11 protein-coding genes are annotated in these 14,547 nt (G+C 47.5%); 5 read left to right on the plus strand and 6 right to left on the minus strand.

Annotated elements, in window-relative coordinates; translation table 11 throughout:
- Positions 1–40 precede the first annotated feature (40 nt).
- Positions 41–673 (minus strand): lipoprotein insertase outer membrane protein LolB, encoded by a 633-nt coding sequence (lolB, locus tag R0I52_RS02195; protein WP_317052965.1) that lies wholly within the window; start codon positions 671–673, stop codon positions 41–43.
- Between the two features lie 133 nt (positions 674–806).
- Positions 807–2,705, minus strand: coding sequence for a tetratricopeptide repeat protein (locus R0I52_RS02200; RefSeq protein WP_317052966.1), 1,899 nt, complete (start codon positions 2,703–2,705; stop codon positions 807–809).
- Between the two features lie 564 nt (positions 2,706–3,269).
- Here R0I52_RS02200 and hemA point away from each other — a divergent pair.
- The 4 genes from hemA (at position 3,270) to R0I52_RS02220 (ending at position 7,007) form a co-directional block, all read left to right on the plus strand.
- Entirely contained in the window at positions 3,270–4,625 is a 1,356-nt protein-coding gene (hemA, locus tag R0I52_RS02205; RefSeq protein ID WP_317052967.1) for a glutamyl-tRNA reductase, read from the plus strand.
- A 124-nt stretch (positions 4,626–4,749) separates the two neighbouring features.
- On the plus strand, positions 4,750–5,883 hold the full coding sequence (locus R0I52_RS02210) for an aminotransferase class V-fold PLP-dependent enzyme (protein ID WP_317052968.1): 1,134 nt from the start codon (positions 4,750–4,752) through the stop codon (positions 5,881–5,883).
- A gap of 189 nt (positions 5,884–6,072) precedes the next feature.
- Positions 6,073–6,510: a YeeE/YedE family protein gene (locus tag R0I52_RS02215; protein WP_317052969.1), complete on the plus strand. Its 438-nt coding sequence runs from the start codon at positions 6,073–6,075 to the stop codon at positions 6,508–6,510.
- Positions 6,511–6,587: 77 nt separating this feature from the next.
- The gene (locus R0I52_RS02220) at positions 6,588–7,007 is read left to right on the plus strand and encodes a DUF6691 family protein (protein ID WP_178377951.1); all 420 of its coding nucleotides are present in this window, start codon (positions 6,588–6,590) and stop codon (positions 7,005–7,007) included.
- 116 nt (positions 7,008–7,123) lie between these two features.
- Here R0I52_RS02220 and R0I52_RS02225 read toward each other — a convergent pair whose 3' ends face one another.
- On the minus strand, positions 7,124–8,791 hold the full coding sequence (locus tag R0I52_RS02225) for an AMP-binding protein (RefSeq protein WP_317052970.1): 1,668 nt from the start codon (positions 8,789–8,791) through the stop codon (positions 7,124–7,126).
- A 644-nt stretch (positions 8,792–9,435) separates the two neighbouring features.
- Here R0I52_RS02225 and R0I52_RS02230 point away from each other — a divergent pair.
- A complete protein-coding gene (locus R0I52_RS02230; protein ID WP_317052971.1) occupies positions 9,436–11,571 on the plus strand; it encodes an NADPH-dependent 2,4-dienoyl-CoA reductase in 2,136 nt (711 codons plus the stop codon).
- Between the two features lie 96 nt (positions 11,572–11,667).
- On the opposite strand, the gene R0I52_RS02235 is transcribed toward R0I52_RS02230, so the two are convergent.
- The 3 genes from R0I52_RS02235 to R0I52_RS02245 form a co-directional block, all read right to left on the minus strand.
- Complete coding sequence (locus R0I52_RS02235; protein WP_317052972.1) at positions 11,668–12,567, minus strand: tetratricopeptide repeat protein; 900 nt, start codon at positions 12,565–12,567, stop codon at positions 11,668–11,670.
- Positions 12,568–12,660: 93 nt separating this feature from the next.
- Complete coding sequence (locus tag R0I52_RS02240) at positions 12,661–13,194, minus strand: hypothetical protein (protein WP_317052973.1); 534 nt, start codon at positions 13,192–13,194, stop codon at positions 12,661–12,663.
- A gap of 3 nt (positions 13,195–13,197) precedes the next feature.
- Positions 13,198–14,454 (minus strand): PAAR domain-containing protein, encoded by a 1,257-nt coding sequence (locus R0I52_RS02245; protein WP_317052974.1) that lies wholly within the window; start codon positions 14,452–14,454, stop codon positions 13,198–13,200.
- Positions 14,455–14,547: the final 93 nt, after the last annotated feature.

Here is a 14,547-nt window from a genome sequence, read left to right on the forward strand (position 1 = left end):
ATAGCTTTTGAAAGGCGATCCGTTGTTGGTATCTGATGGATTAATGATTAATCGTCATGACAACCTTGTTGCCTTGTGGCTGCACTGCGCTGATTTTACTAGGTAGCTTATCCGTACCTTTATAAGTAAAGCTGGCTGTCCACTCACCATTGACCGAGCTGATCAGGCGGTTTTGTGCATCGAGCTTGGGCGCGCTGTCTGAGGGCGCAGGGCGACCAGATATCCAGTAGGGCATTTGCGAGATGGGTGCTTGCCAGCCTGTGGCTTTTTTTAGCAGGGTCTCAGGATCATCAGCGGTCAAAGTACCGGTTTTTTCGCTGACCAAGGTGGCTGTCTGACCATCGTATTCAATATTGGTTTTGCCAATACCGAGTGCGCCAATCAGCTCAATGGCAAATCGATCGTCTTGTTGGCCCCATGCATAAAACGCACTGCCACCTTGCGCGCCGCTGCTGTCACTGGCAGGCGTCGTCACACCAATCTTGCCGGTGATATTAAAGCGCTCAAGCTTGCTTGGCTGCTCGCTGTTTTGACCTTGTATCATGGTGCCTGATTGATGGCTAGTATTGGCAGTCTTTAGAGACTGACAGCCAGAGGTAATGACCATCGCTGCAGTCATAGCGGTGAACAGAGCTAATTTATTTGGTTTATAAAAGGTGATTGATGCTGACATGGTAGTTTCTCAAAAATAGAAAGATGAACAAAGATATTAGCTTAAGTGCTATTTGTTACTCGCTTATACGCGGCTGTTAGCTTCTTATAAGCGCCTTGTAACCGGTACCCCGCACCCCGCTTTTGCACAGACTCTAATACAGTTGTATGCGGTCGCTGATATTATGCTGACCAAATGAAAAGCGCTGCTGCAAGTCGGCAAGCAAAGCCTCGACTTTGGCGTTATCGCCCAGGCCTTGATAAGCGCGTAGCAACAGCGTGCCTGAGCGCAAGGTCGGAAAGACATCATAAGGGGTCTGTAGATAGTCGATGACTTGCTGATAGCGTTGATTGGTTAAGGCGTTACTTGCCAATATGTTGAGCGCTTGCAAGTGCAGCTCGTTGTCGTAGCGCGGATCATCATAACGAATCTGGATGATGTCGGTTGCCAAGGCCAAGCCTTGCTCAGAGTTTGGCTCATTGGCCAAGAGCAGCTGGGCGTAACTTAGCTGATAGGCCAGATTGCTCGGATCGAGCGCGCGCAGGTGATTGAGTAAGGTGCGTTTGACGATATAGTCGTTTTTATCATCGAGGAGCTGAGCGCGGGCAAACAATAGCATCTCATTGTCAGGGTATTTACGCGCCGCCCGAGTCAACAGCTGTAGCGCTTCATCCGGCTCGTTTTGTTGCCATAAAATATCGGCCTGCATGACATAAGTGTCAGGGGCAAAGACGCTAAATTGTTTGCGTAGTTTTTCTAGGGTGCTGATGGCGGCAGCGACATTGTCATCAAGTAGCTCAAACGCCACCACCTTTCGACGTGCCTCCAATACCAAGTCCTCTTGCATCACTGCATTGAGATAGTGTTTGGCTTGCTCAAAGCGCTGCTGACGCTCAGCACTGATGCCCAGATAGTAATAGGCCCGATCGAGATAAGCCGGAGATTTGGCGAGTATATTTAGCAGCTCATCAGCGCTGCGGTACTCTTCGATATCCAGACTGACCAAGGCGGCAAGCAAGGTAATCTCCGCATCCTCACGAAAGCGCTCGTGCGCTTGTAGCAATAATTGCCACGCCTCTTGGCTTTGTTTTAAGTCCAGTAAATAGCGAATCTCGTACAGGTACAGACTCTTGCTATCAGGGTTGCGCAAGCGCGCTTGGCTAAGGTAATTGACCACGGTTTCGGCGGTGACGATTTTACGTAAGATATCTGCTTTTAGGGTAATAAAAGGCACATAATCAGGCTGGCGTGCCAGCGCACGGTTGATATGTACAATAGCAATCTCAGGCTCATTAAATTGATAGAGCAGGCCTGCCTTTAGTACCGATAAAGACGCATTTTGCTTGCTATCGAGCGGCTGAAGCGCGGCGAGTAGGTCGCGTTTGTCAGCATCGGTATTGGGATAAATACCGATTAATATCTCGCTTAAGTCGGCGCGTGGGTCGTAGCGTAGGATGCGGTTTAGTGTCTCGCCTGCCAAGACGTAATCGTGTGCGCGTAGTGCCAAGTGCGCGACATAAAACCAAGCAGGCACGTGATCGGGGTTTTGTTCTTGCCACGTTTTGGCAAATTGTAACGAGTCGCCCACACTCTCGTTTTGTAAAGATAAGCTCAGCGCCCGCTCAAAGACAGCGGTGGCATCTTTTTTGAATGACTGCTGTTTATAAATGGCGACGGCGCGTTGTTTGTCATCGCGATCAGCGGCAAACTCCGCCGCCAAAAGTGCGTACAAGCTTGGCTCGTTTAGCTCAGGCTGCCAGATGCTAGCAGGAGCCAAGCGCTGCACATCGACAGTCTCTGGCAGCCTTTCGCCGGCGCTGGGTATCGCGGCGCTCGTAAGGGTGCTGACGCTGTTTTGCTGGTTTTCTGCCTTCGCTGAGATATCGATAGCACTGGCATGCACAGGGGCAGATAGACACAGGCAAACAGCCAACGATAGCGTTAGCCGATAGCGTTGGCACAAGCGCTCTATAATGAGGTTTAATAAAGCGCGTAGGCTCGACCGCTCATCAAGTGCTGGCGGTGCCCGAAATAATGACCCAAAAAAAATCATAAATAGCTGTGTTCGCCCGATAGTGACTGCCTAATCCATAGGTAGCGTTTAATAAGGGGTGGTTCGTCAGGTTAAGGTGCGTTTTCAATGATGCAGGCTGAGATAAAAACTTAAAGTAATACTCAGATGAAAGCGCCTGTCAAACATTATAAGAGTAGAATGACAAGATAAACAATAGCAGCCGTGTTACTCAAACAGCGCACAAGCACAGATGCAGGGCGTCATGTAATGATATCAGTCATAAAAGTCGCCTAGGTGGTTGATTTGTCGGGCAAGTGCCCAGATACAAGCAAATACTCATCCGAAGTGGGTGAGTGTTAATTAACGCTGGTAATAATGATATAATAGGCGATTTTAAGCTCTTCCTTTTAGCGCTGTCGTCGCAAACGGTATTTTTTGTTTATATATTATATATAGTGAGTTTAGGATAAAAGCGATACAGTTTCGTGTTGAAATACAATGTATCTGTTTTATTTAGAGTCGACTATATAAGAATTGGTTTATATAAAGAATCAAAACACCGTATGGCTGGCAGGTGAGCGTCATGTTTATGGTCTATCAATAATGAGATTAGTGGTCATTGGGGTCAATCACAAAACCGCACCAGTCGCTCTACGAGAGCGCTTGGCGCTTGTTGGTGACGATGTGAATGTCGCACTCGAGCAGTTAGAGGCCTTTACCGATGGCAGCGTGATCGTCTCGACCTGTAACCGTACCGAGATTTATGCACTGGTACCGCAGCCTGTAGAAAGCGAGCCTGCCCAGTCTGCAACCAACGCCGCCACAACTAGCAGCACCACTCTATCGGCCGCCGCCATCAGCGCTCATATCATCAAGATAAAAACATGGCTGGCTGAGTTTAAACAGCTGCCACTGGCCGAGATTGAGCCTCATCTATACGTGCACCGTGATACTCATGCTCTGACGCATTGGCTGCGAGTGGCTGCAGGTTTGGACTCGATGATCTTGGGTGAGCCGCAAATCCTTGGTCAAATCAAACGCGCCGTCCATTTGGCACAAGACCAAAAGGTCTTGAGTAATCAGCTCAGCTGGATTGTCGATCAGGTCTTTGCCGCGGCCAAACGCGTGCGAAATGAGACCAAAGTAGGCGCGCAAGCGGTATCGCTTAGCTTTGCTGCAGCCAAGCTGGTCACGCAGATATTTGATGATTTGCCCAGTCGGACGCTATTGGTCGTTGCCGCAGGAGAGATGAACCGCTTAGTGGCGACGCATATCGCAGGGCTGGGTGTGGGGCGAGTGATTATCTGCAATCGCAATCCTGAGCGCGCCGAAGCCTTGGCGGCCGAATTGCACCATCCCAATCGCCGCGTCGAGGTCAGAGCACTTGCGGAGCTGCCACAAGTGTTGGGTGAGGCCGATATTGTCAGTAGCTGTAGTGGCAGTATGGATGTACTCATCGATAAAACCATGACGCTACAGGCACTCAAGCGCCGTCGTTATCAGCCGATGCTGATGATCGACTTGGCAGTACCGCGCGACATCGACTCGACCATCGGCCGTATCGATGATGTATATCTGTACTCGGTCGATGATTTGCAGCATGTGATTGCAGGCAACATCGAGCAGCGCAGGCAGGCGGCTGTCGATGCTGAGTTGCTGGTCAGTCAGCTGGTTGTTGAGATGGATCGCCGTTTTCAGGTCCGTCAAGTTGGTAAAGACATCCAGCAGTACCGTGCCCGTACTCATGATCAGGTGGACAAGCTGCTACAGGCCTCTATCGCCAAGCTACAGCAAGACAATGCCGATCCCGAAGATATCCTCACCGAGCTGTCACGTCGACTTACCCAAACGCTGACCCACGCACCATCTAAGCTCATGCGCAAAGCCGCCCGCCAAGGCGACAGTGAGCTGCTAGATTTTGTGGTCTCTGGACTCCAAGACGCCCACCGCCGCCGCTAAATGTCTTACTCGCCCGTTCACTAAACACGGGTTGGTTTTTTGGTAGATTACCCCCTATAATCAATGGGGCGAAAAACACAGGTTATACCCATCCAAAAATCCGACAACGAGCAAGGAGCATCCCATGACTGCCTTACGTCAAGATATTGATCCAAACGGCCTACTAGAATACTCCGTGGTCTATACTGACCGCGCCCTAAACCATATGTCAAAAGCCTTTCAGCAAGTCATGAACGACTTATCTGCTGACCTAAAATCTGTTTATAATGCCGATGCGGTCGCCATCGTTCCTGGCTCTGGTACTTATGGTATGGAGGCTGTGGCGCGTCAGCTGGCCAATGATGAAGACTGCTTGATCATTCGTAACGGCTGGTTTAGTTATCGTTGGACGCAAATTTTAGACAAAAGCAAAATCGCTAAGTCATCAACGGTACTGACAGCACACCGCGAAGACGGCGATACGCCAAAGCCGTTCGCCCCTGTCGCGATCGAAGACGCAGTCGCTAAAATTAAAGAAACCAAGCCTGCCATGGTGTTTGCCCCGCATGTCGAAACCTCATCAGGCATTATCTTATCAGCAGACTATATCAAGGCATTGGCCGAGGCGGTCCATAGCGTTGGTGGCTTGCTGGTCATTGACTGTATCGCCTCAGGGTGTGTCTGGCTTGATATGAAAGACTTGGGCATCGATGTGCTGATCAGCGCCCCACAAAAAGGCTGGAGCAGCACCCCAGGCGCAGGACTGGTCATGCTAAGTGAGGCGGCTGTACAAAAAGTAGACAACACCGAGTCGGACAGCTTTAGTATTGATCTAAAACAATGGCTAAATATCATGCGCGCCTATGAAAACGGCGGCCATGCTTATCATGCGACGATGCCCACTGACAGCTTGCGTCAGTTCCGCGACACCGTCAATGAAGCCAAAAAAATCGGCTTTGATCAGTTATGTGAGGCGCAGTGGGAGCTGGGTAAGCGCATTCGTCAAGTGCTCGAAGCCAAAGGGATTGCGAGCGTGGCAGCAGAAGGCTATCAAGCACCAGGCGTGGTCGTCTCGTATACTGACCGTGATGACATGCATAAAGGCGCGGCGTTTGCGGCGGCTGGCGTACAGATCGCCTCTGGTGTGCCGCTCAAAGTCGGCGAGCCTGATAATTTTAAAACCTTCCGCTTAGGTCTGTTTGGTCTGGATAAATTGACTGATATCGACGGCGCAGTGCAGCGCTTTGAAACTGCGCTAGATGAAGTATTGGCCAGTTAATAGCTCGTATTAAACTGAAGGCATGCCCTAATCACCATTTATCTGATTGGGCATCATTCACATCACATACTGAACCCATAATCATTGGGTTCAGTATTTTTTTACCCTTTTATTATATTTTATTATATAATGTATTTATGTAAAACGAATGTATTTTATTTTTGATAAAAATTGGCTTAGGTAAATATTATGAGTATACAAATAGATTGGCTGGCCTTTACGCCGATATCCTTGGTTGGCGGTCTGCTACTAGGGACATCGACTGTTGTTTTGCTATTGGGTATTGGGCGTATTGCCGGCATCAGCGGTATCGTGTCAAGCGTGCTAAAACCCAAAAATATAGAGATGTGGCAGATACTGTTTATCGTAGGGCTTATCGTCTCGCCTTTACTATATAGTCTGGTGCGACCACTGCCGGATATAGAAATCACCACGTCATTGCCCTTGTTGCTCGTTGCTGGGTTATTAGTGGGCTTTGGCACGCGTCTGGGATCAGGCTGTACCAGTGGCCATGGTATTTGCGGCAACGCGCGCCTGTCAAAACGTTCAATGGCAGCGACGGCGACATTTATGTTGTTTGGTGTCGTGACTGTGTATGTGGACAGGCATGTACTCGGTATGTTTTAAAAATGACTTAACGCAGTATAGACGGCTCGTTTTATCTATAACGGCTTGAATAAACAGATGAAGTATGAGGCACAATAATGCTAAAAAATATGATTGGATTACTGGCCGGTTTATTATTCGGCTTGGGTCTGCTGATAGCAGGCATGACCGACCCTGCTAAGTTGCAAGGGTTTTTGGACGTCTTTGGTGCGTGGGATATCTCCTTGGCCTTGGTGATGGGTGGGGGGCTGCTAGTGGCGATCATCGGTGTACAGTTGGCCAAGCGGCAAAAGACCAGCTGGGCGGGCACTTTTATCTTATTGCCAAGTAAGACTGTGATTGACAAAAAGCTGCTAATGGGCGCGATGATGTTTGGTATCGGTTGGGGGCTTGTGGGTATCTGTCCAGGCCCAAGCATTGTGCTACTGGGGACAGGGCACTGGCAAGCGTATGTATTTGCCGCTGCTATGCTAGCAGGTATGCTCATCTATCAGTGGGTGGCGCCAAAGCTTGATTGAGCGCTGGTGACTTAAGTGACAATACCCATATATCAAAACTTATGCATCAAAAAGGTCAGCCTAACGATAGTCGTTAGGCTGACCTTTTTACAGTACTGATATAAAACGATTAATGGCTATGCTTTGGCACTGGCGGTGACTTTGGGTGTTTCGTGTGCCAGTGATTTGGCCGCTTGGCGCAGCTCGTATTTTTGTACTTTGCCCGTGCTGGTTTTAGGTATTTCAGCAAAGATAATGTACTTGGGCACTTTAAAGCCTGCCAAGTACTGCTTGCAGTGCTCCATCACATGGTCGCGCTGCAAGGTGCTACCAGCATGAATCTCGATAAAGGCCACGGGCACTTCGCCCCATTTGTCGTGCGGTGCGGCGACGACGGCGCAGCTTTGGATTTCAGGCATTTTGTATAAGACGTTTTCGACCTCGATACTTGAGATATTCTCGCCGCCTGAGATGATGATGTCTTTTAGCCTATCCATGATTTTGATATAGCCATCAGGGTATTTGACCCCCAAGTCACCGGTACGGAACCAACCATCAGCAAAGGCTTCTTCGGTCGCTTTGCGGCTTTTTAGGTAACCTTTCATCACCATATTGCCGCGCAGGGCCAGCTCGCCCATCTCTTCGCCATCAGCGGCGACTGGCTCCGTGGTGCCTTGTTTAAACAGCTCAAAACCCGTCATCAGATGCGAGGTCACGCCTTGACGAGATTTTTTCTGAGCGCGGCCAGCGACATCCAGCGTCTCCCACTCGTCCTGCTCAGCGCAGATGGTGACTGGCCCATAGACTTCGGTGAGACCGTAGACGTGCGAGATATGAAAGCCCATGGCTTCCATCGCCGCCAGCATGGTCTCAGAGGGCGGCGCACCAGCCACCCAGCCTTTGACCTCATGAGTAATGGCTGCTTTATATTCAGCCTTGCCGCCTGCGATCATGTTGTGCACCACAGGCGCTGAGCAGTAATGCGTCACTTGGTGCTTGGCAATCAGCTGCAAAATCAAATCTGCATCTATCTTGCGCAGGCAGACGTTGACACCGGCGCGCTCGGCGATGGTCCAAGGAAAGCACCAGCCATTGCAGTGAAATAGGGGCAGTGTCCATAGATACATCGGGTGCTTGGGCATATCCCAATCTAAAATATTGGATACAGCGTTAAGCGTGGCACCGCGGTGGTGATAGACCACGCCTTTTGGTTTGCCCGTGGTGCCCGAGGTGTAGTTAAGGGCGATAGCATCCCACTCATCCGATGGACGTTCCCAGTTGTCTAGGTTGTCTGAGCTGGCGATGAGCTCTTCGTAGCTCATTTGACCAAAACGCTCAGTATCGATCGCGGCATCTGTCGCATGAATGACGATAAGATTGGGAAAGGCCTCATCGATAATCTCGGCATGCTCAGCAAACTCACTGTCCAAGATCAATACCTTGGCTTCTGAATGCTGCAAACAAAAGCTAAGCGCATTGATATCGAGACGGGTATTAAGGGTACAAAGCACACCGCCTGACATCGGCACCCCAAAGGCGCATTCGACCATTGCTGGGGTGTTTGGCATCATCACCGCGACGGTATCATTCTTATCGATACCCAGTTTGCGCAGACCATCAGCCAGCTGACGACAGCGATCATAAGTTTGTTGCCAGCTCTGGGTAAGATTGTTGTGCGTCAGATCGTCGTAGATTATGGCGGTCTTGTCAGGGTAGACCTGCGCGCTACGGATGATGAAGTCGATAGGAGTGAGTGGTTGGTGATTGGCAGACGTTTTGCCAAGACCTGTATGAAAGTCTGTCATTAGGATAGTCCTTTATCGTATTTCTATAATGCGATGGTGCAAGGGGTGAGCGAAGCGGCTGCTAAGTTAGCTCAACCTAAAGTCAGCTCAAAATAACACAGCGACGCCAATATCATCGAATTATTGGTAAAACGTGACTCACGTGCGGTGCATTGGTCATCAGAGTTATTGGCTCAAAGCCTGCGCAAAACTGATCGCAGTCGCATGGTGGCAGTTGTAAAGTCACTCAACGACAACGCTTGCCACTGAATGGCTGCTACTATCAGTAAACTGCCTAGCGTGTCACTGAATGGCCCGCTGAGTAGAGTGAGTTTTGCGTCACAGGCGACAGGCTTTTTGTCTGGTTGCTTGACCGACTGTTTGGCTGAGTAAAAAGCAGCGCCCCGCTATTATAGCCAATCGTACCAAAAATGGGGCAGGTTTTATGGCGGTTATTCAAACAAATGTCAAAAACCGTATTGTCCATCTATCGCGGCAATATATTGCCCACTCATCAGTCGCTTGTCCGCGTAGCTGATAATAATAGCGGTGTGTTAGGATATCAGCAATGCTCAATCCTGCAGCCCAGCTGATATAAAAGCGGAACTTTTGCACGCTCAGCCAGCTTAAAAGTATTCTCACAAACCATTCATAAGGAAAATGATATGACAGCCAGCCGCACTGCCAAAACCATAGAAACTGCTCGCGCAAACGACCACTATCCACATCTATTTGAGCCATTAGATTTAGGCTTTACCACCTTAAAAAACCGTCTGGTCATGGGCTCGATGCACACCGGCCTTGAAGACCGTTTTTATAATTATGGCAAGCTGGCGGCTTATTTTGCAGAGCGCGCAAAGGGCGGCGTGGCGATGATGATTACAGGCGGTATCTCGCCCAATCGCGAAGGTTGGCTGCTACCCGCTGGCGGCACCATGAATAGCAAAATGGACGTCATCAACCATCAGCGCGTCACCCGTGCGGTACATAAGTTTGATAGCAAAATCATCATGCAAATCTTGCACAGTGGCCGCTACGGTTATCATCCATTTATCGTGTCATCAAGCCCCATCAAATCACCCATCACGCCGTTTAAACCGCGCAAGATGAGCGTCAAAAACATCGAGCAAACCGTCGAGGACTACGCACGCTGCGCCAAGCTTGCCAAGCAGGCAGGCTATGATGGTGTCGAAATTATGGGCTCAGAGGGTTATTTGCTCAACCAGTTTTTGTCTCGTCATGTCAATAAACGCAGCGATCAATACGGCGGCGACATTCATGGCCGTATGAAGTTTGCTGTCGATGTGGTCAAAGCCGTTCGTGCGGCAGTGGGCGCAGACTTTATCATTCTGTTCCGTTTGTCAGTGATTGACTTGGTCAAAGACGGCAACGTCATGGATGAGGTCATCACAGTCGCCAAGGCGCTAGAAGAAGCGGGCGTCACCATCATGAATACCGGTATCGGCTGGCATGAAGCGCGTGTACCGACTATCGTCACCAGCGTGCCGCGCGCCGCTTTTGTCGACTTCACCGCTGAGATTAAAAAGCACATCAGTATCCCAATGATGGCAGCCAACCGTATCAACATGCCAGAGACGGCAGAGGATATCATCGCCAGTGGTCAGGCGGATATGATTCAGATGGCGCGTCCGTTCTTAGCCGATGCGCACTGGGTTAATAAAGCCAAAAAAGGTCAGACGGATCGCATCAATACTTGTATCGCTTGTAACCAAGCCTGTCTCGACCATACGTTCGAGAATAAACGCTCGACTTGTCTGGTCAACCCACAAGCCTGCTATGAGACGGAATTGGTTTATAAGAAAACCAAAAATCCGAAAAAAGTCGCAGTCATCGGTGGCGGCGTCGCTGGTATGTCAGCCGCTCATGTCGCAGCATTGCGTGGGCATGATGTGACATTATTTGAGGCCAAAGACGTCTTGGGCGGTCAGTTTAACTATGCCAAAGTCATCCCTGGTAAAGAAGAGTTCTTTGAGACCATTCGCTACTATATCAATGAGCTTGAGCACTTAGGCGTTGAGATTAAACTCAATACCAAAGTCGATAAAGATATGCTTGAAAAAGCAAAATTCCATCATGTTATTGTCGCCACAGGCGTGGTGCCAAGAAGCCTTGAAGGCAAGCTAGAAGGTGCTGAGCTGCCCCAAGTCATCAGCTATGCTGAGCTGCTGTCTGGTGAAAAGTCAGTTGGCGAGACGGTTGCAGTCATCGGTGCAGGTGGTATTGGCTTTGATGTCAGTGAATATCTAACGGCCAATCATGGCCAGCCACTGGATGAGCTTGGTCCTGAGACGCTAAAAGACCCAAGCTATCGCCCAGAGCCGCAGTCTATCAGCGAGTGGCGCGAAGAGTGGGGCGTGACCTCGGATACGAGTTACCAAACCGATGGTGGCTTGATTAAGCCTGAAGCTATTAAGCCAGTTCGCCAAGTGTACCTGATGCAGCGCACTAAAGGCCGTCTGGGTAGCGGTCTCAATAAGACCTCTGGCTGGGTGCATCGCGCGCATATCAAGTCGCACGGCGTCATCCAAGTCGCAGGCGTACAGTATGACAAAATCACCAACGAGGGCATTTGGGTGACCAATGCCCAAGGTCAAAGCCAGCTGCTGCGTGTCGATAGCGTGGTCGTCTGTGCCGGTCAAGAGTCAGTGGTAGAGTTGATGCCAAATGTCGGTGATGCGCCAGACGCGCAGTATCATTTGATTGGCGGTGCAAAGCTCGCCGCTGAACTAGATGCCAAACGTGCGATTCGTGATGGCGCTGAGGTTGCGGCGAGTATTTAAAAGTTTAATTTTTGAATTAAAATTTTAAATTGAAAGGACGGTAGGGGAGGGATCTCCTGCCGTTTTTTACTTCGTAAACTGTGACCCTTTTTAATTCTATAGGGGTTCTTCGATATCACCTAATGTGAGTCCCGTTTCTTGTGTGCTATAAATAATGATACCTTCATCGTCGATTTTACCATTCATAACCAATCTACCGATTCGATTACTGGCTTGTTGATTGCCTTGATCGGCGGCCTTTTGATACCATTCAAAAGCTTTGTCATAGTCCTGCGGGACGCCATAGCCGTTTTCGTAGAGACCACCGATGTTAAGTTGTGCTAAATCTAACCCTTGATCAGCGGCTTTGGTATACCACTCAAAAGCTTTGTTATAGTCTTGCGGTACGCCATAACCGTATTCGTAAAAATTACCAATATTATTTTGAGCATCAAAAGATCCATTGTTAGCTGCTAATAGATACCACTGCATTGCTTTTTGATAATCTTGCTCAATACCAATACTCTCATGATACATAATCCCGAGATTGAATTGAGCATCAGTGTATCCTTGGTTAGCAGCTTGTTGAAGCCATTCAAGTTTTTTGAAATCATCTTGCTTAACAGCAATACCTTCATGATACATAACTCCAAGATCGAATTGAGCATTAGCATATCCTTGGTTGGCAGCTTGCTCAATCCACTCAAATGCTTTTTGATAATTTTGCTCTACGCCCAAACCTTCATAATACATAATACCTAGATAATGTTTAGCAGGTGCGTAGCCTTGATCAGCAGCTTTTTGAAACAGTTCAAAAGCTTTGTCATCATCTTCAGGGACTGAGTCACCCTCATAATAGGCAAGGCCAAGCTCGTATATCTCAGCAGCAGTGCTTTGATTTGATAATATAGGGATGTTTGATGACTCCGCTGAGCAAGCAGAAGTTATTAAGCTACTGGATAATACCGTGGTTAGTAATAAAGACTGAATTAAAGTATAGATTTTTTTTTGATACATTATAATTCCTTCGGAAAAATTGTTTTTTATCTAGAATGAAATTCTGGGGAAAATATCCTCAGTTATTTATTATCTGGCATTAGTATGACTATACTATGGCTCATTTAAGTCATAACAAGGTAAGCTGTAATCGTACTTAAGCTCCACCAAAGTACGGGCTTTAAATAAATCAATAAGATAATCATTTTGCATGTCGGTCATATACATAAAAATGGTAGCTTTATCCTTACATAGAATACGGACACGTTTGGCTGTTTTATCAGATCTACTTGAGGTATTAGCTATATAATCATTTTTGTCAATTTTATCAGTCATATCTACCCAGCCTTCTTTAAGAAGAAAGCTATGTAAATGTAATAGTTTATTCTTTTCAAACTCGGGGCTTGCATATCTGGATGTGTACCATACATTCCTATTAGAATGACTATTATCGCTTACTTTGAAGTTCATAAACTTAGTAATTCTATCAAGTTCGGATATGAGCCAGCTTTCTTTCTCAGCCAATTCTTGTTGGTATATTTCAAGCTCTTTATTTGGTTCTAAGTCTACAGTCCATATAAATAAAATAATAACGAAAGCAATAAGTGAAATATCAGATAACTTATATTCTTTACCTCTTATTTTCACTGATTATTTTCCTACATACTTGATTATATTTCTTGCAGAGTTATATTTCATATCTGCTGCTGCTTCCATATTTGTAGAGCCTTTACCAGCGCCAAAAGAGGAACTCTTTTTATTACCTCCTAGAGAGAGTTGTTTACCTAAACTGAAAATCCCTCCAGTTACTTTTCCGTCATGAGTAGTTTCAAAAGCAGTACTTGCGGGGCCAAATTCAACCGAATATGAATGGCCTTGCCCTGATAGTATAATATCAGTGGCATCAGTACGGCTTTCTCCATTCCTGTTTATGATACGCCCAACTCCTATTTGGGCACTAATAGAAAGTGCCTTATTAGTGCTAACGTTAGCATTTGCAGCTACAGGCACATATACTTTTCCATTATGCACATTCACAACCATTGAGGTTTCTATAGCGAAGTGTTTAATACCGCCTCCGCCAACTATATATACAAAGTCTACGCTCGATCTTTGGCCAAATCGTAGCATGGCAGTTGCTGCTGAGGCCTTAGTTCTTTGGGGGAAGTCCTTTAATCCAGCTTCTATAACGCCAAGGTTTATAATCATGGCATTTTTAGTATGCTTGGCAACATTGACCGTGTTTTCACCAAACTCTTTCCCTTTCTTTTTAGTGCCACCCCAATATGAAGTTACAGTATCAACAGCTGCTTGATATGAATCTGACGCAAGAGCAGAGAGCTGATTTCCAATACCCTTTTCTTTATACCAAGTTGAATCAGAAACCAATAGATCACTAGGTTGATCTGCTAGATTATAGCTACCTAAATAGTCTCCTTCGTTATTGTATTCATCGACTGCAATATTGCTAGAGTTACCTTCTGAACCATAATTGCTTATTGAATCTTCTTTATGGTTGAACTCAATTACTTCAATAGCGAAGTGAATTTCTTCGAGTTCTTGCTCATTATCATCTACAAATGAATTACTCATACTCGACTTCGGAAACACCAAAGGCTCTGCCTGCGCAATACTGCCTACCTCAAAATCCGACTCAGCAAATGACTGCTGAATCGCAATCAGTTTCGCGCCGCAGCTGGTGACATCGCCACCACGTGCGATAGGCGCACCATCGACAGTAAACGACGGGTCGCCACTAACAATAGTAGTGACCTTTTTGCATTTTTTACAGATGACTTTATCGCCTTTACGCGCGACAGGGATACCGTTATGAGTGGTATTCGGTGAACCGGAGATGACCGTCCCACCGTGAGAGGTCTTTGCGCCGACGGTGATATAGGCTGCCATAGTGCTACCTTGCTTAAACGCTTAAAGTTTGGACCCTTAACTTGAGTCTATTATTTGTCTGACATTATAGAGGGCTATGATGCTAAATATCAA

Origin of the sequence: Psychrobacter sp. CAM01, from assembly GCF_032842965.1 — a bacterium.
GTDB classification, from domain to species: domain Bacteria; phylum Pseudomonadota; class Gammaproteobacteria; order Pseudomonadales; family Moraxellaceae; genus Psychrobacter; species Psychrobacter celer.